General features: G+C 60.8%; 20 protein-coding genes and 1 tRNA gene. 13 read left to right on the forward strand and 8 right to left on the reverse strand.

Annotation, left to right across the window (positions count from 1 at the left end):
- Positions 1 to 25: 25 nt before the first annotated feature.
- On the reverse strand, positions 26 to 643 hold the full coding sequence (locus J4G38_RS10985) for a hypothetical protein (protein ID WP_210520921.1): 618 nt from the start codon (positions 641 to 643) through the stop codon (positions 26 to 28).
- 74 nt (positions 644 to 717) lie between these two features.
- Positions 718 to 1,329, reverse strand: coding sequence for a bifunctional nicotinamidase/pyrazinamidase (gene pncA, locus J4G38_RS10990; protein ID WP_210520922.1), 612 nt, complete (start codon positions 1,327 to 1,329; stop codon positions 718 to 720).
- Between the two features lie 109 nt (positions 1,330 to 1,438).
- Here pncA and J4G38_RS10995 point away from each other — a divergent pair, with 109 nt between their 5' ends.
- A complete protein-coding gene (locus J4G38_RS10995) occupies positions 1,439 to 2,308 on the forward strand; it encodes an SDR family oxidoreductase (protein ID WP_210520923.1) in 870 nt (289 codons plus the stop codon).
- Positions 2,309 to 2,323: 15 nt separating this feature from the next.
- Here the strand turns inward: J4G38_RS10995 and J4G38_RS11000 are convergent, their stop codons facing one another.
- Positions 2,324 to 3,073 carry a hypothetical protein gene (locus J4G38_RS11000; RefSeq protein WP_210520924.1) on the reverse strand — a complete coding sequence of 250 codons (750 nt, stop codon included), beginning with the start codon at positions 3,071 to 3,073 and terminating at the stop codon, positions 2,324 to 2,326.
- Between the two features lie 66 nt (positions 3,074 to 3,139).
- On the reverse strand, positions 3,140 to 3,694 hold the full coding sequence (locus tag J4G38_RS11005; RefSeq protein WP_210520925.1) for a GNAT family N-acetyltransferase: 555 nt from the start codon (positions 3,692 to 3,694) through the stop codon (positions 3,140 to 3,142).
- A 133-nt stretch (positions 3,695 to 3,827) separates the two neighbouring features.
- Here J4G38_RS11005 and J4G38_RS11010 point away from each other — a divergent pair, with 133 nt between their 5' ends.
- Entirely contained in the window at positions 3,828 to 4,565 is a 738-nt protein-coding gene (locus J4G38_RS11010; protein ID WP_210520926.1) for an SDR family oxidoreductase, read from the forward strand.
- Between the two features lie 138 nt (positions 4,566 to 4,703).
- Here J4G38_RS11010 and J4G38_RS11015 read toward each other — a convergent pair whose 3' ends face one another.
- The 3 genes from J4G38_RS11015 to mqo form a co-directional block, all read right to left on the reverse strand.
- Positions 4,704 to 5,132: an organic hydroperoxide resistance protein gene (locus tag J4G38_RS11015; protein WP_210520927.1), complete on the reverse strand. Its 429-nt coding sequence runs from the start codon at positions 5,130 to 5,132 to the stop codon at positions 4,704 to 4,706.
- Positions 5,133 to 5,180: 48 nt separating this feature from the next.
- Positions 5,181 to 5,630 carry a MarR family winged helix-turn-helix transcriptional regulator gene (locus tag J4G38_RS11020; RefSeq protein WP_210520928.1) on the reverse strand — a complete coding sequence of 150 codons (450 nt, stop codon included), beginning with the start codon at positions 5,628 to 5,630 and terminating at the stop codon, positions 5,181 to 5,183.
- Between the two features lie 234 nt (positions 5,631 to 5,864).
- On the reverse strand, positions 5,865 to 7,397 hold the full coding sequence (gene mqo / locus J4G38_RS11025; RefSeq protein ID WP_226163353.1) for a malate dehydrogenase (quinone): 1,533 nt from the start codon (positions 7,395 to 7,397) through the stop codon (positions 5,865 to 5,867).
- A 125-nt stretch (positions 7,398 to 7,522) separates the two neighbouring features.
- On the opposite strand from mqo, the gene J4G38_RS11030 reads away from it, so the two are divergent.
- The 9 genes from J4G38_RS11030 (at position 7,523) to J4G38_RS11070 (ending at position 20,125) form a co-directional block, all read left to right on the forward strand.
- Positions 7,523 to 8,608, forward strand: a complete 1,086-nt coding sequence (locus tag J4G38_RS11030; protein WP_210520930.1) for an asparaginase — start codon at positions 7,523 to 7,525, stop codon at positions 8,606 to 8,608.
- 119 nt (positions 8,609 to 8,727) lie between these two features.
- Positions 8,728 to 8,815 (forward strand) — tRNA-Ser (locus tag J4G38_RS11035).
- A 345-nt stretch (positions 8,816 to 9,160) separates the two neighbouring features.
- Positions 9,161 to 9,631: a cupin domain-containing protein gene (locus J4G38_RS11040; RefSeq protein WP_210520931.1), complete on the forward strand. Its 471-nt coding sequence runs from the start codon at positions 9,161 to 9,163 to the stop codon at positions 9,629 to 9,631.
- A 51-nt stretch (positions 9,632 to 9,682) separates the two neighbouring features.
- Positions 9,683 to 11,065, forward strand: a complete 1,383-nt coding sequence (locus J4G38_RS11045; protein ID WP_317198191.1) for a 3-keto-disaccharide hydrolase — start codon at positions 9,683 to 9,685, stop codon at positions 11,063 to 11,065.
- Positions 11,066 to 11,091: 26 nt separating this feature from the next.
- On the forward strand, positions 11,092 to 12,459 hold the full coding sequence (locus J4G38_RS11050; protein WP_210520932.1) for a Gfo/Idh/MocA family protein: 1,368 nt from the start codon (positions 11,092 to 11,094) through the stop codon (positions 12,457 to 12,459).
- Between the two features lie 107 nt (positions 12,460 to 12,566).
- Positions 12,567 to 13,634: a DUF6807 domain-containing protein gene (locus J4G38_RS11055; protein ID WP_210520933.1), complete on the forward strand. Its 1,068-nt coding sequence runs from the start codon at positions 12,567 to 12,569 to the stop codon at positions 13,632 to 13,634.
- A gap of 689 nt (positions 13,635 to 14,323) precedes the next feature.
- Positions 14,324 to 15,409, forward strand: coding sequence for an efflux RND transporter periplasmic adaptor subunit (locus J4G38_RS11060; protein ID WP_210520934.1), 1,086 nt, complete (start codon positions 14,324 to 14,326; stop codon positions 15,407 to 15,409).
- Positions 15,410 to 15,507: 98 nt separating this feature from the next.
- The gene (locus tag J4G38_RS11065) at positions 15,508 to 18,696 is read left to right on the forward strand and encodes an efflux RND transporter permease subunit (RefSeq protein ID WP_210520935.1); all 3,189 of its coding nucleotides are present in this window, start codon (positions 15,508 to 15,510) and stop codon (positions 18,694 to 18,696) included.
- A complete protein-coding gene (locus J4G38_RS11070; RefSeq protein WP_210520936.1) occupies positions 18,689 to 20,125 on the forward strand; it encodes an efflux transporter outer membrane subunit in 1,437 nt (478 codons plus the stop codon). Before J4G38_RS11065 ends, J4G38_RS11070 begins: the two co-directional genes overlap by 8 nt.
- 185 nt (positions 20,126 to 20,310) lie before the next feature.
- Here J4G38_RS11070 and J4G38_RS11075 read toward each other — a convergent pair whose 3' ends face one another.
- Positions 20,311 to 21,060 (reverse strand): DUF5602 domain-containing protein, encoded by a 750-nt coding sequence (locus tag J4G38_RS11075; RefSeq protein WP_210520937.1) that lies wholly within the window; start codon positions 21,058 to 21,060, stop codon positions 20,311 to 20,313.
- Positions 21,061 to 21,357: 297 nt separating this feature from the next.
- Between J4G38_RS11075 and J4G38_RS11080 the strand changes: the two genes are divergently transcribed.
- Both J4G38_RS11080 and J4G38_RS11085 read left to right on the forward strand, forming a co-directional pair.
- Positions 21,358 to 22,776, forward strand: coding sequence for an MFS transporter (locus J4G38_RS11080; protein ID WP_210520938.1), 1,419 nt, complete (start codon positions 21,358 to 21,360; stop codon positions 22,774 to 22,776).
- 80 nt (positions 22,777 to 22,856) lie between these two features.
- Positions 22,857 to 23,384: a DinB family protein gene (locus J4G38_RS11085; protein WP_210520939.1), complete on the forward strand. Its 528-nt coding sequence runs from the start codon at positions 22,857 to 22,859 to the stop codon at positions 23,382 to 23,384.
- Positions 23,385 to 23,415: the final 31 nt, after the last annotated feature.

The following is a 23,415-nucleotide window of genomic DNA, read 5'->3' on the forward strand; positions in this document are numbered from 1 at the left end:
TGAGCGAATGAGGCGAAATGACAGCCTATTTTTTGGCGGTGAATTGCTTGGCTGTCTTTTTTAGCAGCATTCCAACCTGGCCTTTGTAATAGTAAATAAATGTTTCGCTGAAGTCGTCGAAGACGTACTTGTCGCCACTGTTCAGGTCTTGGACGTACAGGTCAACTGATGTAGAATTTATGGACATGCCAGTTCCCGAACCATGGCTGGTAGTGCCGCGAAACGACCCATCGGTTGCCGCGGTAAAAGAGCTTTGCATGAGCATGTACTTGTAGCCCTGCTGGTCGCGGTAGTAGGCAATCGAGTCTGAGGTGGTGATGCGGTGGGCGTAGGGATAGCGCGCTGCCGCCTCCACCAGCTGCTTGTTCGCTTCGGGAATGACGTCGTTGTGGTTCTTCTGCATGAAATACAGCCGCCGCTCAGCACCCCAGCCTTTGGGGCCCGAAGCAGGCAGCTTTACCGGCAAGAATTTGATAAACAGCAGCTTGGCCTGTGGCAGGTCATCCGGCAGCTTCTTTTTAAAGACTTGCCCGGTTACCGGGATGCCTTGCGAAGCAGAGAGGGTAGTGGGTTGTTGGGCAAAGCCCTGCACCGACAGGCAAACACCGGCACAAAGGCTACTGAGCGTAAACGGTTTCTTCATAAAGGATTGTGTGGGGGAATGAATTTGCCGAAAGGTAGGGCAAAATCCAGCGGACGGCCGGGCTTTTTTTGCCGTTAGTGAAGCAACTCTGTGCTCTTGAGAAGCCGGCCGCCGTGCCCCCGCAGGTCGGCCTGCGCCGCCGCCCACCCTTCGGCCGAAATGGCGCGGGTCGCGTCTTCGATAATGGTGGCGGCAAAGCCCTCGGCCAGGGCATCTTTGGCCGAGTAATACACGCAGTAGTCGGCGGCCAGGCCGGCAATGTAAACCTCGGTCACGCCCCGTCCGTGCAGATAGTCGGCCAGGCCGGTGCTTTTGCGGTGGCCGTTGTCGAAAAATGCGCTGTAGCTGTCGATTTCCGGGTTCATGCCTTTGCGGAAAATGGCTTCGATGCGCTCCGGGTGCAGGGCCGGGGCCAGCGCGGCGCCGTCGCTGGCCTGGGTGCAGTGGTCGGGCCAGAGCACCTGCGGCAGGCCGTGCAGGTCAATTTCCTCAAACTGGCTGCGGCCGGCGTGGCTGCTAGCGAAGCTCTGGTGGCCCGCCGGGTGCCAGTCCTGGGTGGCCACCACCAGCGCAAACTGCGGCTGCAACGCGTTGACCAGCGGGATGATGGCATCGCCGTCGGCCACGGCCAGGCGGCCGCCGGGCAGAAAATCGTTTTGAATATCGATGAGCAAAAGGGCTTTCATGGGCCGGCGGGAAAGGGGAGAAGGCGAGAGAATTGGCAAATAAACCAAGCATTGAGTGCGGATGCACGTTTAAGGGGATACGAAATTCACCTTACCCGCTTGCTTTCTCATGCCTGACCTCCACAATCAACTTGTCCTCGTCACCGGTGCCACGTCCGGCATTGGCGAAGTCACGGCCACCGAATTGGCCAAAATGGGTGCCCACGTCATCATTCTGGCCCGCAACGCCAAAAAAGCCGAGGTCACCCAGCAGAAAATCAAGGCCGCCGCCGGCCACGATAAAGTCGACATCCTGCTCGCCGACCTCGCCGACCTGGGCCAGGTGCGCCGGGCCGCGGCCGAGTTCAACGACCGCTACCCGCGCCTCGACGTGCTGGTGAACAACGCCGGAATGGTTTTTGGGGCCGAACGCCAACTTTCCGTCGATGGCAACGAGCTGGGCCTGGCCACCAACCACCTCGGCCCGTTCCTGCTCACCAATCTGCTATTCGATAAACTGAAGGCCAGCCCCGCCGCCCGCGTGGTCAACCTGGCCTCGATGGCCTACAATTTTGCCAAGCCCAGTCTGACCGATTTTCAGTCGGCCAAAGACTACAGCGCCATGCGCGTGTACGGTAACACCAAGCTCTATAACATCATGTTCACGCAAGAGCTGGCCCGCCGCCTGCGCACCCACGGCGTTGCCAACGTCACGACCAACGCCGTGCACCCCGGCGCCGTGGCCAGCAACTTCGGCAGCAATGCGGGTGGTTGGCTGGCCAAGCTCTTGCAGCTGGGCCGCCCGTTCATGATTTCGGTGGAAAAAGGTGCGGAAACCAGCATCTTCCTGGCCTCCGCGCCCGAGGTGGCGGCCACCAGCGGCGGCTATTATTCCAAGAAAAGAGCCGAGCCTGTGAAGCACGCCTTCAACACGCCCGACCACGCCCGCCAGCTCTGGAAGCTGAGCGAGCAGCTGACGGGCACGCAGTTTCTGGACTAGCGCAACGGGGCCCGGCTACCTCGGCGGCGGGGCGTCAACGGTGTTGAGCACGGCCGCCCAATCGGCTTCGGTTTTGGGCTTTTGCGAGTCGGCGGCCTTTTTCAGCTCCGCCGCCAGCGCGGGGGCCGCGCTTTGCAAGGGCTTGAGACCGAGCTTCACGGGCACCAGCGCGGCTTCGGGCGTGCGGAGGTAGTATTCCGTTTTGTCCTCTATTTCGTCGTGCCGGTCGCTGGTGTTGTACGCGCCCTGGAGCGTGGCTTTCTTCAGGGTTTTGAGCGGGCGTTTCAGCAGGGTGTAGCGGCTCTCGTGCAGCACCTCTACGTAGTCGGGGCGCTGCTGCGGCAGCGGGGCTTCCCGGAACCGGCGAAACAGGTGCGGCTGCGCCGGGCGGCCGGCCGTGGCGGGTTCCAGCAGCACGAAGCGCTCCACCAGCCGGTCGTCGAGCTGCAGCGAATCGGTGGAGGGGGCGGGCTTGTGCATCAGCAGGCGGTGGCCCAGCACGTCGTATTTCAGCAGCACGGGGGCCAGCGGCAGCTTGTTGCTCAGCGTGATTTGGGCGGGCAGCCACCGGTTATCGACGTAGGGCGAGCCCACCACGCCTTCGCTGGTGGCACGGGGCAGCATGGTGGGCGCGCCGGAGGTGAGCGTGTTCAGGTTGGCCTGGGCCGCGGCCCCCGTCTGGCCGATGTCGGTTTGCTGGGCCAAGGCCGGGGCTCCGGCGAGCAGCAGGCCCAGGCCGGCCAGGGAGAAAACGCGCGTATTCATCACTAAGGAAGTTGGAAGCAGAATAATCTGGACCAATTTATTCCTTTTTTCGGGATGATGCCCCCGTCAGACGCCGTGCCCGGCCGCCGGGTGCAGCGCCCGCCACTCATCCTCCAGAATGCCCATTTCGATGAGGCTCCAGTAGCCGTCGCCGTGCCGCACCACGTCGCGCATCAGCCCTTCCTGCCGGAAGCCGCACTTGAGGTAGCAGTTCACGGCCGCGTGGTTGAAATCATAGACGCCCAGGCTGATGCGGTGCAGCTTCAACTCCTCGAACCCGATGCGCAGCAAGGCCTTCACCATGCCCTGGCAGATGCCGCGGCGGCGCTCGGTGGTGTTGCCCACCAGCACGCGGGTGATGCGCCCGGCGCGGTCACGCGTGCTGATGCCGCCCAGGGAAATATGCCCCACCGTGACCCCGGTTTTTGAGTCCACTGCCTTGTAAATGAACACGCCCGGGTCGTGCATATCGTTCGAGCCTTCCACGTACCACGTCAGGCCGGCTTCGCTTAGCGGGAACGAAAACATCGAGCCGCTCCACTCTTTCATCAGCCGCTCATCGTCGACCCATTCCATGAGCTGGGTGAAATCGTCGGCGGTGAAGGGTTCCAGTTTAATCATATAATAAGCGCAACGGCGCAGCACCAAGCTCCGCAATAAGCCCGCAAGGTAAGGCCGCTGCCGGCGGTCTGGTCAACCATCCGGCCGACGGGCTTGTTAGCGGCTTGCTTTCTTAAATCAACCCGTTTTTTTCATGAACCTGTCCAACAACACTGTTCTGCTCACCGGCGGCGCTTCGGGCATTGGCCTCGCGCTGGCCGTCCGTTTCCTGCAGGCCGGCAGCGAAGTCATCATCGTGGGCCGCCGGGCCGATAAGCTGGCCGAAGCCCGGCAGCAGCACCCCGGCCTGCACACCCGCGTGGCCGACGTGGCCGATGCCGCCGGGCGCATCGAGCTGGTGCGATGGGCCACCGCCGAGTTTCCCCGCCTCAATGTGCTGGTGAACAACGCCGGCATCCAAAACCGCATCCAGCTGCCCCACGACGCCGAAACCGACTGGGAAATCCGCCGCCAGGAGCTGGTCATCAACGTGGAAGCGCCCATTCATCTGGCCACGCTGCTCGTGCCGCACCTGCGCCAGCAGGCCGACGCGGCCATTATCAACGTCACGTCGGGCCTGTCGTTTGCGCCGGCTGCGTTCGTGCCCATTTACAGCGCCACCAAAGCGGCGCTGCACTCGTTCACGCTCTCGTTGCGCCATCAGCTGGTGCCCACCGGCATCGCGGTGCTCGAAATCGTGCCCCCGGCCGTCGATACCGACCTGGGCGGGCCCGGCCTGCACACCTTCGGCGTGAACGTGAATGATTTTGCCGATTCCGTCATGGCCCGGTTGGCGGCCGGCGAGCAGGAAATGGGCTACGGCTCTTCGGAGAAATCCCGCCTGGCCTCCCGCGCCGAGCTGGACGAGCAATTCCGGGCGATGAATAAGTAGGTTTTGGTGGTTAGTTGCTCGTTTTCAGTTGTTAGGGCAACGTTGGGAAACCGCAAAAACAGCGAAGGCCCACTTGTTTCAAGCGGGCCTTCGCTGTTCAGCAACCAGCACTAACAACTGGCAGCTAAGAACAAACAACTAATTAGTCGTCGTGCTCAGGTTCACCACGATGTTGCCGCGCGTGGCGCGGGAGTAGGGGCACACCTGGTGGGCTTTGGCCACCAGTTCTTCGGCCTGCGCCTGGTCCATGTTGGGGATGTTCACCAGCAGGTCGACTTCGATGCCGTAGTTCTCGCCGTCTTTGCCAAAGCTCACGTCGGCCTCCACGGTGCTGCCGGTGATGGGCGTTTTGCTCAGGCGGGCCACGAGGTTCAGGGCGCTGTCGAAGCAGGCCGAATAACCGGCGGCAAACAGCTGCTCGGGGTTGGTGGCGTTGGGTTTGCCGGGGCCGCCCATTTCCTTGGGCGTGCTCAGGGGCAGGTCAATCACGTTGTCGGAAGAAATAGCGCGACCGTCGCGGCCCCCTGTGGTTCTGGCTTTGGCGGTATACAGACGTTCGATGCTCATCGGGTTGATAAAAAGGGGGTTGGTGTGGGAAAAATGCCGAAATGGCGGTTAGGCAAGGAGGGTAATCAGCTGGCGCAGCTGGGTGCGCAGCGCCTCAATTTCCGGCATGGTCAGCTGCATTTTCTCGGCCAGCTGCACCGGAATCTCGTGGGCCTGCTGCTGAAGCACCCGGCCCGCCGGGGCCAGGGCCACCACCACCGAGCGCTCGTCGCGGGCATCGCGGCGGCGGCTGAGCCACTGGCGCTGCTCCATGCGCTTGAGCAGCGGCGTGAGCGTGCCCGAATCAAGGAGCAGCTTCTCGCCCAGCTGCTTCACGGTCAGTTCCTCATGTTCCCAGAGCAGCAGCAGCACGAGGTACTGCGGGTAGGTCACGTCCAGGCTTTCGAGCAGCGGCTGGTAGGCTTTGGTGATGAGCCGCGAGAGGGCGTACACCGAAAAGCACAGCTGGTTGTCCAGCTTGAGCAAGGGGTTGAAGGCAGAATCCGGTAGTTCTTTCATGGCGTTCAAAAGGGTAAAGCAAATTTAGTAGTACAAAGTTTAATTGTGCACAACTAATTATTTAGCGAGTTGCAAAGAAGCTGACTTTTAGCGTGAAAAGTTTAACAGAACGTCATGCAGAGCGTAGTGAAGCATCTCGCGTGGGGTAGTAGCTCAATCGATGGGTTTAGTTGAGCACGCGAGATGCTTCGGCTCCGCTGGGCATGACGTTCTGATGTTTACCTCAGTTGCTCCTCACGCCTCCAGCCGCAGCGCCTGGTGGCTGCGCTCGCGCACGGCGGCGGTCAGGGCCGGGTCATCAGCCAGGTGCTTGCCAAACGAGGGCGCCAGCTGCCGGAACCGGGCCTGCCACGCGGGCGAGGCGGCGCGCTCCGGAAAGCATTTCTGCACCAAATCGAACATGATGGCCACGGCCGTGCTGGCCCCCGGCGAGGCCCCGAGCAGGGCCGCAATGGAACCATCGGCGGCCGTCACCATCTCGGTGCCGAACTCCAGCACGCCGCCCTCCTTCTTGTCCTTTTTGATGACCTGCACGCGCTGCCCGGCCACGGCCAGCTGCCAGTCGGCGGGGTTGGCTTCGGGGTAATATTCGCGCAGGGCGGCGGTGCGTTCCTGCGGCGTCTGGAGCACCTGGCCGATGAGGTATTTGGTGAGGCCGAGGTTGCGCGCCCCGGCGTAGAGCAGCGGCCGAATGTTGCCCAGCTCAATGGATTTGAACAAATCGGTATACGAGCCCTTCTTCAAAAACTTGGTGCTGAAGCCGGCATACGGCCCGAAAAGCAGCTCTTTTTGCCCGTTTATCTGGCGGGTGTCGAGGTGGGGCATCGACATGGGCGGCGAGCCCACGGCCGGCTTGCCATACACTTTGGCCTCGTGCCGGGCAATCACGGCGGGGTTCCGGCACTTCAGCCACTGCCCGCTCACGGGGAAGCCACCGAAGCCATTGGCTTCCGGAATCCCCGACTTTTCGAGCAGCGGCAGCGAGCCGCCGCCGGCCCCGATGAACACGAAACGGGCGCGGGCAATGAGGGTCTCGTCGGTGGCCAGGTTTCGGATTTTCAAGCGCCAGATGCCGTCGTCCTTGCGCCGGAAGCTCTCGACCTCGTGGCCCAAATGGAAATCGACGCCCGGCAGGGCTTTCAAATAATCGGACAGGCTGCGGGTGAGGGAGCCAAAATTTACATCCGTCCCGATGGGCATGTAAGTGGCCGCCACGGGCGTGGCCGGGTCGCGGCCATCCATCACCAGCGGTATCCAGGCGGCAATCTGGGTTGGGTCGGTGCTGAATTCCATGCCCTGAAACAGGGGCGAATGCAGCAGCGCGGCGTGGCGCTTGCGCAGGTATTCCACGTTCCCGGCGCCCCAGACGAAGCTCATGTGCGGGATGGTGTGGATGAAGGCCGCGGGGTCGGGCAGCTGGCCTTCCAGCACCAGCGTCGACCAGAATTGCTTGCTCAGCTCGAACTGCTCGGCGATTTTATCGGCCTTGCTGATGTCGATGGAGCCGTCGGGCCGCTCGGGCGTGTAGTTCAGCTCGCAAAAGGCGGAGTGGCCGGTGCCGGCGTTGTTCCAGGCGTCGGAGCTTTCGGCGGCCACGGCGTCGAGGCGCTCGTAGCCCGAAATCGTCAGGGTGGGGTCGAGGGCTTTGAGCAGCACGCCGAGCGTGGCGCTCATAATGCCTGCGCCGATGAGCAGCACGTCGGAAACGGGTTTGGTGGGGGAGGAGTCGGTTGGAGTCATGGTAAGTGGAGAAAGCCAGCAGGCAATACGCAGGACAAGCAGCCCGGGCCGTTTGTTGGTAAAGAAAACCGGCCGGCCCCTACCTTGCACCAGCCAATGATACTTCCCCTCCGTGCTAAAAAGGGAAGTGCCGGTTTTATTTCGCCGTTTTCATGCCCGATACCGACCTGCCGCTGCTGCCCCTGCCCACCCGCGCCGACCCCGCCGATGCTGCGGCCCCGCGGCTGCTCATCATCTACACGGGCGGCACGGTGGGCATGGCCCTGAGCGAAGCCGGCGAGCTGGTGCCCATGCAGTTCGGCCGGCTCGACCGCAAGATGCCCGAGCTGGCCCGCCTGCCGTTCCGCCTGGAGTTGGTGAGCCTGCCCGCGCCCATCGACAGCAGCAACGTGACCCCGGCCGACTGGCTGTTTCTGGCCCGGCTCATCGGCCGGCACTACGCCGATTTCGACGGTTTTGTGGTGCTGCACGGCACCGACACCATGGCCTATTCGGCGGCGGCGCTGAGCTACGTGCTCGAGCATTTGGGCAAGCCGGTGGTGTTCACGGGGGCGCAGGTGCCCGTGGGCGCCAGCCGCTCCGATGCCCAGCGCAACCTCGTCACGGCCCTTGAAATTGCGGCCGCCCGCCACCCCCGCGCCCGCACCGTGCGGGTGCCCGAAGTGTGCGTGTTTTTCAACGACATCCTGATTCGGGGCACCCGCGCCAAAAAGGTGGAAAGCCAGCAGTTCGCGGCCTTCAAAAGCGAAAATTACCCGCCGCTGGCCCGCGCCGGCATCAGCCTGGAATTCGCCGATAAAAGCATTCGCCTGCTGCCCGGTGCCCGCCTCAAAGTGCACGCCCACCTCGAAACCGGCGTGGCCGTGCTCCGCCTCTTTCCCGGCATCACGGAAGCGGTGGTGAGCGCCGTGCTGGGCATTGCGGGCCTGCGCGGCTGCGTGCTCGAAACCTACGGCTCGGGCAATGCGCCCACCGCGCCGTGGTTCCTCCAGTGCCTGGCCGACGCCCGCCAGCGCGGCGTGTGGCTCCTGAACGTGAGCCAGTGCGAAGAAGGCCGCGTGGTGCAGGGCAAGTACGAAACCAGCTCGCACTTTGCCGACCTGGGCATCCTGGGCGGCGACGATATCACGACCGAAGCCGCCGTCACCAAGCTCATGTTCGTGCTTGGCCTGGGCCTGCCCGAAGCCCGCACCCGTGAGCTGCTCGGCCAGGACCTGCGAGGTGAGATAACGCCTTGAAAATGAGTTGTGAGTTAAAAGTTGCAAGTTATGAATTGACAGAACGACCACTCATAACTCATAACTTTTAACTCATAACTCATTTCCGCCCCTATCTTTGCGCCACGAACCGCCAACCTTGAGGGGTGTCCGAGTGGTCGAAGGAGCACGCCTGGAAAGTGTGTATAGCCCAAAAGGTTATCGTGGGTTCGAATCCCATCCCCTCAACAAAATACCCCGTTTCCGCCCTGGAAACGGGGTATTTGCTTTTTTGGGGAACGGCTGGCTTCTGCATGCCGCCCGCATCTGCCGGGGTCCGTAACTGCTTTCTTCTGGACACCAACCAGCGACCCACTTTAAAACAAGTTTTTCCGGAGTCAGGGATAGCGCTGGTGCTTAGATTGGGGCCGGAATGCCCCTGCCGCACGGTGGAGCCGGCGGCAGGCATTGCACGGGAAGCGCCTACCGTCTACCTTGCCAACGCGCGCTCTGAATACAAGGCTAAACCCTTCGCGGACAGGCAAGCGCAAGCCGCTGCCAATCGATGATTTTTCGCCCGATTTCCCACCAATCATGACGAGACGAGAACTGACTTTAATGGGCGCGACCGCCCTGGCGATGTGCATTCCGCTGGCGCTGGTTGCCCGCGTGCACGGGCTGGCTGGCACCTTGCCGTCTTCGGCTTTTGAGTGGAATTCACTCACTGCTACCCCCACCAAAGTGGGCGAAAAGCGTCAGGTCTGCGATTCGCCCACGGAAACGCTGGACAACCTGGAAATCCACGTTACCACCCTGAATCCGGGCGAATTTGCGCATCCGCCCCATCAGCATCCGGATGAGGAGTTAACCATTGTTCGGGAAGGCACGGTGGAAGCGTTGGTGAACGGCGAAATGAAGCGCCTCGGCCCCGGCTCGGTCATCTTTCAGGCCCCCAACCGCTTGCACAGCCTCCGCAATGTGGGCACGACGCGGGTGGTGTACCACGTAGTGAAGTGGCGCACGGCCAAAACCGGGGCGGCCGGGGCCGTGCCGGCCAAGCCCTGAGCGCGCCCGCGCACCCGGTCGTTTTTGTTCTCAACTTACCACGCACACAACGTGAGAAAACTCCAATTGATAGCGGCTGGAGGCATGCTGACTGCCCTGGCGCTATTTAGTGCCGGCCCCGTGCGGGCGCAAGCCGCCGATGGCTGGCAAAACCTGTTCGACGGCAAGACCCTGACCGGGTGGAAGCGCCTGGCGGGCACGGCCGACTACCGGGTGGAAAACGGCGCCATCGTCGGGACGACGGTGATGAACTCGGGCAATTCGTTTCTGGTGACGGAGAAGGAGTACGGCAATTTTGTGCTGGAGCTGGATGCCATGGTGGAAAGCCCGGTGAGCAACTCGGGGGTGCAGACGCGGAGCCATTTCGACACCAACGGCCACAAGGGCAGGGTGTACGGCCGGCAGGTGGAGCTCGACCCGTCGGCGCGCAGCTGGTCGGGCGGGATTTACGACGAGGCGCGGCGGCAGTGGCTGTACCCGCTGGACCTGCACCCGGAGGCCAAATCGGCCTTTAAGGTTGGGCAATACAACCACATCAAGGTGGAATGCCTCGGCAACGAGATGAAAACGTGGCTCAACAACGTGCCCGTGGCCTACGTGGTGGACCCCGTGGACCCCAGCGGCTTCATCGGCCTGCAGGTGCACGGCATCACCACCAAAGAGCAGGAAGGCAAGAAGGTCTATTTCAAAAACATCCGCATCAAGACCACGAACCTCAAGCCCGGGGCTTTCCCGGCCGATATCTACGTGGTGAACTTCGTGCCCAACTACCTGAATGCCTACGAAAAGCAGCACGGCTGGCAGTTGCTGTTCGATGGCAAAACCCCGGCCGGCTGGCGCAGCGCAAAAAAACCGGCCTTTCCGGCCCAGGGCTGGCAGATTGCCGATGGGGCCCTGACGGTGTTGTCGTCGGAAGGCAAAGAGGCGGCCAACGGCGGCGACATCGTGACGAACGCGGAGTACGCCGCCTTCGACCTGTCGTTCGAGTTCAAGCTGACGCCGGGAGCCAACAGCGGCGTGAAATACTTTGTGACGCTGGACGAAAAAACGGAAGGCTCCGCCATTGGCCTCGAATACCAGGTGCTGGACGATGCCCTGCACCCCGACGCCAAACTCGGGCGCGACGGCGACCGCACGCTGGCTTCGCTCTACGACCTGATTCGGGGCGACAAGCCCGCCCGCTTCGTTCACCCCATCGGCGAGTGGAACGTGGGCCGCGTGGTGGTGCACCCCAACAACCGGGTGGAGCACTACCTGAACGGGGCTAAAGTGCTGGAGTACACCCGCGGCTCGAAAGAATACCTGGCCCTGGTGGCCGAGAGCAAGTACCACGTCTGGCCCAATTTCGGCATGGCTCCGCAGGGGCACCTTCTGCTGCAGGACCACGGCAACCAGGTGTCCTTTCGCAGCATCAAAATCAAAACCCTTCGCTAATCCCTCTCATCTAAATCCCACCCGCTATGTCTCCCGAATCTTCCAATCCGCGGCGTCTTTTCCTCAAGCAAACGGCACTGGCCAGCGCGGGCGTGCTGCTCTCGCAGGTGTCGTGGTCGGCCAGCAGCTACAAGCGCATTATCGGGGCCAATGACCGGGTGCGGGTGGGCGTGGTAGGGTTTTCCGACCGCCACCGGGGCTCGCATATTCCCTGCTTTATGAACCACTGCAAGGAGCTGAATTTTGAGGTGGTGGGCGTGTCCGACATCTGGAAGAAGCGGCGCGAGGAGGGCGCGGCCATCTGGAAGGAGAAGATGCAGCGCGACGTGACGGCCTACCGCAACAACGAGGAGATGTACGACAAGAAGGTGGTGGACGCCGTGTTTGTGAGCACCGCCGATTTCCAGCACGCGCTGCACGCCACCGAGGCCGTGAAAGCCGGCTGCGACGTGTACTGCGAAAAGCCCTTTGCCGAGACGATGGAGGACAACCGGACGGCTTTCAAAGCCATCAAAGCCTCGAAGCAGATTGTGCAGATTGGCTCGCAGCGCCGCAGCGGGGCCAACTACCACGCCGCCGAAGCCTACATCAAATCCGGCAAATTCGGCGACCTCAAAATGGTGGAGCTGACCTGGAACGTGAACCAGCCCGGCCGCTGGCGCCGCCCCGACCTGGTGCCCCAGCTGCACGAAGCCGACACGGACTGGAAGCGCTACCTGATGAACCGGCCCGCCGAAGCCTTCGACGCACGCAAATACCTGGAATTCCGCCTGTTCTGGCCGTATTCGTCCGGCCTGCCGGGCCAGTGGATGAGCCACCAGATTGACACCGTGCACTGGTTCACGGGCTTGCAGCACCCGCGCAGCGTGGTGGCCAACGGCGGCATTTACATGTGGAAAGACGGCCGCCGGAACTGGGACACGATGACGGCCGTGTTCGACTACGGCCCGGTGAACGACCTGAGCACCGGTTTCCAGGTCACGTTTGGCTCGCGGATGGATAACGGCGACGAGCACCCCGCCGAAATCTATTATTCCAACGGCGGGGAGTTGAACCTGAACACCAACCTGGTGTCGCCCCGCGGCGGCCTCACCCCGAAGTTTGCCGGCGACATGCAGATGAAGCCCTTCCAGCTGCCCGAGTCGACTTTATCGACCGTGGAGCCCGTGATTGCCTCGGCCAACACCGGCGGCGACAGCCTCACCTCCGCCCATATTCGCAACTGGATGGAATGCGTGCGCAGCCGCCAGCCGCCCCGCGCCCCGGTCGAGGCCGGCTACAGCCATTCCATTGCCACCATCATGACCAACGCGGCCGTGCACACGGGCCAGAAAGCCACGTTCGACGAGAAGACCCAGGAGGTGATGGTAGGCGGCAAAGTGTTCAAATATTAAGTTGTTAGTTGCTGGTTGTTAGTTGCTAGCCAGCGGATTCTGCCAGACCTGACAACCAGCAGCTGACAACTGACAACTCAATCGAGCCCCGGCCCTTCCTGCATCCGATGAAAACTGTCCTGCTGCGCCGTGCCGGCGCGTTGCTGCTCGCGCTGGCGGGCTTTGCCGAAGCCCGGGCCCAGAAACCCGAACCCGTGCGCGTGACCAAAGACGCCACCGCCCGGAAAGTGGATGTGTTCGTGGGCGGGCAGCTGTTCACCAGCTTCCTGTATCCGGACTCGCTGGAGAAGCCCGTGCTGTATCCGCTACGCACGGCCGCTGGCACGGTGGTTACGCGCGGCTTTCCGCTGACCCCCCAGCCCGGCGACCCCACCGACCATCCCCACCACATTGGGGTGTGGTTCAACTTCGAGAACGTGAATGGGCTCGATTTCTGGAATAACTCCTATGCCATTCCGAAGGAGAAAAAGGCCGCCTACGGCTGGATTAGAACGGACCGGATTCTGAGCACGACCAGCGGCGCCACCGGCGCGCTGGCCTACCACGCCAACTGGACCAACCAGCAGAACGAGGTGCTGCTGGAAGAAACCACGCGCTTCGAATTCAGCGGCACCGGCCGCGCCCGCATCATCGACCGGGTCACGACGCTCACCGCCGCCCGGGAAGTGACGTTCACCGATGCCAAGGACGGCCTGCTGGGCCTGCGCCTGGCCCACGCCCTGCAAATGCCCACCGACCAGGACCAGAAATTCACCGACAGCAAGGGCATCGTGACGGTGGTGAAGGCCGGCACCGACCACGTAGCCAACGGCAACTACCTCACCAGTGCCGGCCAGCGCGGCAACGACGCCTGGAGCACCCGCGGCGTGTGGTGCAAAGCCTACGGCAAAATGGGCCCCGACTCGGTCAGCGTGGCCATTATCGACCATCCCGGCAACCCTAATTACCCCACCTTCTGGCACGCGCGCGGCTACGGCCTGTTTGCTGCCAATCCCTTGGGCGAGAAGATATTCACCAGCGGGAAATCGGCGAAAAACTTCCAGCTCAAAAAGGGGGAATCGGTCACGTTCCGCTACCGCATCCTGATTGACGAAGGCCGCCAGACCTTGTCGGCGGAGCAGCTAAACGCCGCCGCGGCCAGCTTCGCCAAAAGCAGTGGCGCGGGCGGTAAGTGAGGGAGCAAGGCCGGTTTTTACTGGGGAAGGCGTGAGGATGCCCGGGATTCCCGGAAGTGAAGCAAATTATTTTATGAAGCCCACGTAGCAGCCGCAACTGGTGGGGCGATAATACGCGCGAAGCACTGCTTCAGGCGGTGGAAATTATTGGGCGTATTTTTCGTAAATACCTGATTTTATGATTGTTTATGGCTGTAAATCCCGGCGGGGAAAAGGCTGCCCCGGCGAGTGGCGCCGGGGGCAGCAAGCACTTCTGCCTGCCGTAGCCGCAGGGGGGATTTTTGAAGAAATCTGGTTATTGCTTCATTTTGGCTTCATGCCGTTGTGCTTTGGTTTGTGCCGTCAACCCACGACGCAAGCTGCGCGGCATCGCCACTCCCACCCTCGATGTTGCACTTCCCAGCTTGGATTGGCACCGGCTTTTTTGCTGGCAACCAAGGGCTTTTCGCTACATGAGCAAAGCCTATCGCGAAGCATGAACGAACCCCAATCAGGCAAATGCGGGTAGTCGGTGGATTCTGTGGCTTGGCCACTAGGTCCGTCGGGCGGCCGAATACCGCCCGATTCGCCGATTGGCGGGGTTCTCCAACGCATCGCGGGCTGAACCAGCACGTTACCCGGCCCATTTCGCCGCAACATTACCTCCTATGCCTCACCAAACGCCCGTCATATTATTACCCAAAGTCCTTATGAAAAGAATGTTCATGCTTATGAGCTGCTGCGTGCTGTACTACTGCACCGGCTGCTCGCAAGAAAAAGAGGAAAAGGAAGAGCAAATCAAGCTGGTGGCTACCAGCCCGTTGGCCAAAGACACCACGATTTCCAAAGAGTACGTGGCGCAGATTCACGCCATTCAGCGCATTGAAATACGGGCGTTGGAAAAAGGTTACCTCCAGAAAATCTTTGTGGACGAAGGGCAGTCCGTAAACCGCGGGCAGGCCATGTTTCAGATTACGCCCCTGATATACCAGGCCGACCTGCAAAAATCGCAGGCCGAAGCCAACTACGTGGGGATTGAGTACCGCAACACGAAGAGCCTGGCGGACAGCAATATCGTGTCGAAAAATGAGCTGGCGCTGGCCCAGGCCAAATTCGATAAAGCCCGGGCGGACGTGTCGTTGGCCCAGACCCATTTGCAGTTCACGGCCATTAAAGCGCCGTTTAATGGCATTATGGACCATTTCCAGGCCCGTTTGGGGAGCGTGGTAAATGAAGGGGACTTGCTGACGACGCTGTCGGACAACAGCAAAATGTGGGTCTATTTCAACGTGCCCGAAGCCGAGTACCTGGCTTATAAGGAGCACGCCAAAGCCAGCGACAGCGCCATGAAGGTGAAGCTGCTGATGGCCAACAACGAAGTGTTCAATCAGCCCGGCGTGGTGCAAACCATTGAGGCTGATTTCAATAACGAAACCGGTAACATTGCCTTCCGGGCCACTTTCCCCAACCCCGACGGGCTGTTGCGCAACGGCGAAACCGGCAGCGTCATCATGACGGTGCCGATGAAAAATGCCCTGCTGATTCCGCAGAAAGCTACGTTCGAAGTGCTGGAGAAGCGCTACGTGTACGTGGTGGACAAGAGCAACGTGGTGCACCAGCGGGAAGTGAGCATCGCCTCGGAAATGCCCGACCTCTACGTCATCAAATCCGGCATTACGGCCAACGACCGGATTCTGCTGGAGGGCCTGCGCAAGGTGAAGGATGGCGACAAAGTGAGCTATGACTACAAGGACCCGCAGGCAGTCATCTCGCACCTGAAAGTGTACAGCGAGTAGGAAGCTGGTGGTCAGTTGTTCGTTGCCAGTTGTTTGGCAGCGGATAAACAACTGAATTACAACCAGCAACGAATAACTGACAACTAACTCCAGCAGATATGTTTAGTAAATTCATTCGTAGGCCCGTATTCGCCATTGTTATCTCGGTGGTCATCGTCCTGATGGGCATATTGGCCGTCATGAAGCTGCCCACCTCGCAGTTCCCGGAGATTTCGCCGCCCATGGTAATGGTGAGCGCGGCCTACCCGGGCGCCAGCGCCAAGGTGCTCACCGAATCGGTGCTGATTCCGCTGGAACAGGCCGTGAACGGCGTGCCGGGCATGAAATACATGACCTCCGACGCCGTGAGCGCCGGCGAAGCCAACATCCAGATTGTCTTCAACCTGGGCACCGACCCCGACCAGGCCGTGGTGAACGTGAACACCCGCATTGCGCAGGTGCTCAACCGTTTGCCGGAGCTGGTGCAGCGCGAAGGCGTGGTGGTGAACCGCGTGGTGCCCAACATGCTGATGTACGTGAACTTGTACAGCAAGGACAAGAACACGGACATGAAGTACCTGTTCAACTACGCCGGGGTGAACATGATACCCGAGCTGCAGCGCCTGAGCGGCATTGGCCGGGCCAACATTCTGGGTAGCCGGCAGTACGCCATGCGCGTGTGGCTGAAACCCGACCGCATGCGGGCCTACAACATCTCGGTCGATGACGTGATGAAGGCGCTGGGCGAGCAGAGCGTCATCGGCTCGCCGGGCCGCATCGGCCGTTCCGACGGCGGCCAGACGCAGTCGCTGGAGTACGTGCTGAGCTATCAGGGCCGCTTCAACGACGTGGAGCAGTATAAAAACGTGATTCTCAAGGCCAACCCCAACGGGGAAAGCCTGCACCTGAAGGACGTGGCCAACGTGGAGCTGGGCTCGGAGTTCTACGACATCTACTCCAACCTAAATCAGTACCCGTCGGCGTCCATCGTGCTGAAGCAGACCTACGGCTCGAACGCCAGCGACGTGATTAAAGAGGTGAAAGCCAAGCTGGACGAGCTGAAGAAGACATTCCCGCCGGGCATGGACTACAAAATCACCTACGACGTATCGAACTTCCTCGACGCCTCGATTGAGAACGTGATTCACACCCTGCGCGACGCCTTTATTCTGGTGGCCTTGGTGGTGTTCCTATTCCTGGGCGACTGGCGCTCGACGCTGATTCCGGCCATTGCCGTGCCGGTGTCGCTCATTGGCTCGTTCATGGCCATGCAAGCTTTCGGGCTCACCATCAACATGATTACGCTGTTTGCCCTGGTGCTTTCGATTGGCATCGTGGTCGATAACGCCATTGTGGTGATTGAGGCCGTGCACGCCAAAATGGAGGAAAAGCATTTGTCGCCCTACGGCGCGGTGCGCGAAGTGGTGGGCGAAATCAGCGGCGCAATCATCGCCATCACCATCATGATGACGGCCGTGTTCATCCCGGTATCGTTCATGAGCGGCCCGGTGGGCATTTTCTACCGCCAGTTCTCCATCACCATGGCCACGGCCATCGTGATTTCGGGCCTCGTGGCCCTCACGCTGACGCCGGTGCTCTGCGCTATGATTCTGAAAAACCACAACGGCCAGCCCAAGAAGAAAACGCCCATCCAGCGCTTCTTCGACGCCTTCAACCGCGGGTTTGAGAAGCTGACCAACGCCTACACCGGCCTGCTGGAGAAGATTGTTGCCAATCGGATTATCACCTTCGCCATGCTGGTGGCCTTTAGCCTGGGCATCTGGGCCGTTGCGGCCAGGCTGCCGGCCGGCTTCATTCCCAGCGAAGACCAGGGCCTGATTTACGCCATTGTGCAGACGCCGCCCGGCACCACGCTGGAGCAAACCAATGCGGTTTCGCAGCGCCTCTACCAGCTGGCCAAGGACGTGCCCGGCATCGCCAACATTTCGACCCTGGCGGGCTACGAAGTACTCACCGAAGGCCGGGGCTCCAACGCTGGCACCTGTCTGATTGACCTGAAGCCGTGGTCGGAGCGCAAAGAATCCATTGCCGACATCGTGGGGGCGCTGGAGAAAAAGGCGAAGCTGATTCCGGGAGCCACCATCGAATTCTTCGAGCCGCCGGCAGTGCCGGGCTACGGCGCGGCGGGCGGCTTCCAGCTGCAATTGCTCGACAAAACCAATACCGGCGACTACAAAGCGCTGGAAAAAGTGAACGAGGAGTTCATGGCCAAGCTAAAAAAACGCAAGGAGCTGGCGGGCCTGTTCACCTTCTTCTCGGCCGATTATCCGCAGTATGAGCTGAAGATTGACAACGAGCTGGCCATGCAGAAAGGCGTGAGCATTGGCAACGCCATGAATACGCTGAGCATCATGGTGGGCTCAACCTACGAGCTGGGTTTCATCAAGTACCAGCGCTTTTTCAAGGTGTACGTGCAGGCTTCGCCCGAATACCGGAAGCTGCCGCAAGACATCCTGAACATGTGGGCCAAAAACGACAAGGGCGAAATGGTGCCGTTCTCGGCCTTCATGAAAATCGTGAAGTCGCAGGGGGCCAACGAAATCAACCGCTACAACATGTACACCACGGCCTCCATCCGGGGCGGCGCGGCGGCCGGCTACAGCAGCGGCGAAGCCCTGAAAGCCGTGCAGGAAGTGGCGAAGGAATTGCCCCACGGCTACGACATTGACTGGGGCGGCCTGTCGAAAGACGAAGTATCGCGCGGCAACGAATCCACCATTATTTTCCTGGTGGTCCTGGTGTTCGTGTACCTGGTGCTCGCCGCGCAGTACGAGAGCTTCCTGCTGCCCCTGGCGGTGATATTCTCGCTGGTGGCCGGGGTATTCGGGTCGTTCCTGTTCATCAAAATGATGGGCCTGGCCAACGACATCTACGCCCAGGTCGGCCTCGTGATGCTGGTGGGCCTGCTGGGCAAGAACGCCGTACTGATTGTCGAATTCGCGGCCCAGAAGCACGAAGAAGGCATGTCGGTGCGCGACGCGGCCATTGAAGGCGCCAAGGTGCGTTTCCGCCCGATTCTGATGACGTCGTTCGCCTTCATCGCCGGCCTCATTCCGCTGGTGGTGGCCACGGGCGCCGGGGCCATCGGCAACCGCACCATCGGTACTTCGGCGCTCGGCGGCATGCTGTTCGGCACCGTGTTCGGGGTCATCATCATCCCCGGTTTATATTATTTCTTCGGCACCCTGGCCGGCGACCACAAGCTCATTCGGGACGAAAACGAATACCCCATGCTGGAAGGCATTGAGCCTCGTGTATTAATTGAAGAATCAGAGCCTTATGCTTAAGAGACGCCTTTATCAATGCCTGAGCGCCGCCGTATTTTCGGTAGCGCTGGCGGCTTGTGCCACGCCCCAGCTGGTGCAGCGCGAAGTGAGCCGCAACGTGCCGGCCAGCTTCCCCAACAGCACCCAGGATGTCAACAACACCGCCCCGGTGCGGTGGAAGGAGTTTTTCACCGACCCCAACCTGGTTGCCCTGATTGACACCGCCCTGCACCACAACCAGGAGCTGAACATCACGCTACAGGAAATCCAGATTGCCCGCAACGAGGTGCAGGCCCGCACCGGCGAGTACCTGCCCTCGGTGAGCCTGGGCGGCCGGGCCGAGCTGGAAAAGCCGGGCCGCTACACGCTGCAGGGGGCCACGGAAGAGGCAGTCAACATTCAGCCGGACCGCCGCACGCCCAGCCCGCTGGCCAACTACCAGCTGGGCGCTTTTGCCAGCTGGGAGGTCGATGTGTGGCACAAGCTGCGCAACGCCCGCAAGTCGGCGGCCACCCGGTACCTGGCGTCCGTCGAAGGCAAAAACTTCATGGTGACGAACCTGATTGCCGAGATTGCCAATTCGTATTACGAGCTGCTGGCGCTCGATAATCAGCTGGTTATCCTAAAGCAGAACATTGACATTCAGGAAAATGCCCTGCGAATCGTGCGGCAGGAGAAAGAATCGGCCCGCGTGACGGAGCTGGCGGTGAAGCGCTTTGAGGCCCAGGTGCAAAACACCACCAGCCTGCAATACAAGACACAGCAGCGCATCACCGAAACCGAGAACCGGATTAACTTTCTGCTGGGCCGGTACCCGCAGCCAATTGTCCGCGACGACCAGACGTTCAATGCCCTGGTGCCGCAGCCCATCCAGGCCGGCGTGCCCTCGCAGCTGCTGAGCAACCGCCCCGATATCCGGCAGGCCGAACAGAACCTGATTGCGGCCAAGCTGGACGTGCAGGTGGCCCGTGCCAAATTTTACCCTTCGCTGGGCATCTCCGGCGGGGTAGGCTTTGAGGCGTTCAAGCCCGGCTTCCTGTTCACCACGCCCGAATCGATGCTCTATTCGCTGGCCGGCGATTTATCCGCTCCGCTGATTAACCGGAACGGAATAAAAGCCCTGTACGCCAGCGCCAACGCCCTGCAAATTCAGGCCGTTTACAACTACGAGCGGACCGTGCTGAATGCCTACATTGAGGTAGCCAACCAGCTGTCCAACATCAGCAACCTGGAGAAAAGCTACGATGCGAAAGCCAAGGAAGTGCAGGCCCTGAATCAATCCATCCGGATTTCCAACAGCCTCTTCAAAGCCGTGCGGGCCGACTACACGGAGGTGCTGTTCACGCAGCGCGACGCCCTGGAATCAAAGTTTGACCTGACCGAAACCAAGATGCAGCAGCTGAATGCCACGGTAAACATTTACCGGGCCCTGGGCGGCGGTTGGAATTAAGTTGTTAGTTGTCAGCTGCTCGTTGTTTGGTGTCAGCCAGGATGCCATCTGCGTACTAATAACCAATAACTAACATCAAGCAACTAACAACGAGTAACCCCATCGTGAAAAGTGTAGCCGCCGTCAGGGCGTCGTTGCATCCGCAGCGGCGCGCTGACGGCGTTGCCATTTCCTGCTTTTCCAACTCAGCGCAGCACCATTTCCTTCATCGAAATGATGTATTCGTGCGTGCTGGCGTCGTAGCGAATGGTGTATTTGGTGGGGTAATACTTGCCCGCCACCTCGTACACGGCGGGCTGTTTGACGGGCAAATCCACGTTCACGGCCGGCACCAGAATGGCCTTTGTGAACATCGGTTCCATGAAGGCGACGTGCCCGTCGTAAGTACCGTAGATGAACGTTTGGGTGAACGTGCCGCCCGGGACGTATTCACCGCTGGTGGGGTCTACCCAGTGGCGGCCCATCATGGGCACGGTGCGACCAGGGACTACGTTGGGCGGCGTAATATAGCCGGTGGGCAACTTGGTGGCCGGGGGGAAATTGTCGCCCTTGGGGTCGTCGAGGGTGATGGTGTGCTGCACCGACATGGGAATCATGTAGAAATGCGTGTCGAAGTGCGGCAGGGTGTAGGTGGGGGCGGGCTCGTGGCCGTTGGGATTCCAGTCGAACGAAATGTGGTCGAAGGGCATCTGGGCAGTGGCGCTGCCGCTGCCAGGCAGCGCCAAGTCGTACATGATGCCGGTGGCGGGCGTGGCGGGCAGGTTGGTGAGGGCCGTTTCGGTCAGGGCTACGCCGATTTCGGTGGGCTTGCCGCTGGCATCGGCCGAGACGAAGCTGCGTGCCGAGCCCGAGCCAATCTGGACGGTGGTGCCATACACGGTGGAAGGCTGGCTGGGCGTGTCGTCATCTTTGCTGCATGCCAGGAAAAGCGGCATTCCGAGTGCCAGCAGTGCAAGTGGACGGCACCAGCCGCCCAGAGTGAGGGGAAAGTAGTTGACCATAGCCAAAAGAATAGAAGTGTGAATGTTGTTGTTCTTTGTATTTTAAATATAGTAAAAAATTAATATCAATAAAAGTAGTGCAGCAAAATATTGAAATTATTGTACGATAAAGGAAGAAGCAATTCTTCGAATGAGGTGGTCCCGGTGGGCAGTGGGTTGTCCTTGCCCAACCCAAACCCTAAAAACCCGTTACCTTGCCCGGCGTTACTGCCTCCACCCATTTTCCCCTTTATGGCCCCGACTTCGACAGTGCCCGCCACCACCGCCGTGGAAAAAGACAACAAGCGCATCACCACCGGCTGGACGTTCTACGACTGGGCCAACTCGGTGTACCCGCTCGTAATTACCAGCTCGATTTTCCCGATTTACTGGTCCAGCGTTATCAAGCAGATAACGCACACCGACAGCGGCCAAAGCCCCGTCGATTTCCTGGGCATGAAGGTGCCCGGCAGCTCGCTGCTGAACTACGCCATCTCGGTCTCGTTCCTGCTCATTGCCATCGTGAGCCCGTTTTTGACGTCACTGGCCGACTTTTCGGGGCGCAAAAAGCTGTTTCTGCAAATCTTTTGCTACATCGGGGCGATTTCGTGCGCGGGGCTGTTTTTCTTTTCGCCGGCCACCCTCACGCTCTCCACGTTCATCTTCGTGGCAGCCACGGTGGGCTTTTCGGGCAGCATCGTGTTCTACAACTCCTACCTGCCCGAAATCAGCTCGGAAGAGAAGTTTGACTCCCTCTCGGCCAAAGGCTTCTCGATGGGCTACATTGGCTCGGTGATTCTGCTGGTTACCTGCCTGGTGATAAACCAGTTTCACGACAAGGTTGGCATCACGGCCGAGCGGGCGGCCCAGCTGTCGTTTCTGCTCACGGGCCTGTGGTGGGCCGGCTTCGCCCAGATTCCCTTTGCCACGCTGCCGCCCGACCGGGGCCGCCCGGCCGATGCTCCCGCCGCCGAAGGCGGCTGGCTGCTCAACGGCTTCCGCGAGCTGGGCAAGGTGTGGGACCAGCTCAAGCAGCTGCCCAACGTGAAGAAATTCCTGCTCGCCTACTTTACCTACAATATGGGCGTGCAAACGGTAATGTACGTGGCCACCCTCTTCGGCACCGACGAGCTGCACCTCGAATCGGGCGCGCTCATCCTCACCATTTTGCTGCTGCAGGTGGTGGCCATTGCAGGCGCTTATCTGTTTGCCAAACTCTCCGAGCGCATCGGCAACACGCGGGCCCTGAGCTGGTCGGTGTTCATCTGGATGCTGATTTGCATTGCGGGCTATTTCGTGCAGGCCGGCTGGAGCTTCTACGCGCTGGCTTCCGTCATCGGCCTCACCATGGGCGCCATCCAGAGCCTGAGCCGGAGCACCTATTCCAAGATTATTCCCGAGAATACGCCCAACTCGGCCGCTTTTTTCAGCTTCTTCGACGTGACCGAGAAACTGAGCATCGTCATCGGCACGGCCACGTTTGGCATCATCAACCAGGTCACGGGCTCGATGCGCAACAGCCTGCTGGCCTTGATTGTATTTTTCATTCTGGGGCTGTATTTCCTGCTCCAGCTGCGCGGCAAGAAGCTGCGCGAAGACGTGGCGGCGCCCTCGTTTCCCGGCCCGCCGCCGGCCTCGGCGATTGACAGCACCCCGTCTAGCTTAAAGTAAAGTCGGCCGCCATCCGTCTCAGCCTCGCGGGCGACCCCGGGCCGCCCGTTCATCTTTCTTCCCATCCCATTTTCAACCCAATGAGCGAAACCGCCGCCCTTACCCGCCTCACCCCGCAAGTCGCCCTGGCCCAGGAAGCCCAGCGCGAGCTGGCCCTGACCCGCCGCCTGCTGGAGCGCGTCCCCACCGATAAATTCGACTGGCAGCCCCACCCCAAAAGCACGAAGCTGGGCACCCTGGCCTCGCACATGGCCAACCTGGTGAGCTTCCTGCAAATCAGCCTGCAAGGGCCGGTGACGGACATGGCCGCCGGCCACTTCCCGCCCTCGCCCACTGATACCGATGAGGTGCTGCGCCGCTTCGACCTGAACGGCGAAAACCTGCGCCAGGCCCTGACGGATGTCGACGACGCTACTTTCTGGGAAATGTGGAGCATGAACCGGGGCGAGCAAACCATCATGGCCCTGCCCCGCATCATGGTGGCGCGCGTGCTGGTGCTCAACCACCTCATCCACCACCGGGGCCAGCTCTCGGTGTACCTGCGTCTGCTCGATATCCCCGTCCCTGCCATCTACGGCAACTCGGCCGACGAGGTAGCGCAGCGCTAAGCAGCCTGTCGTGGGGGGGGGGGGGGGGGGG

The organism is Hymenobacter terricola (assembly GCF_017921975.2).
Classification (GTDB): domain Bacteria; phylum Bacteroidota; class Bacteroidia; order Cytophagales; family Hymenobacteraceae; genus Hymenobacter; species Hymenobacter terricola.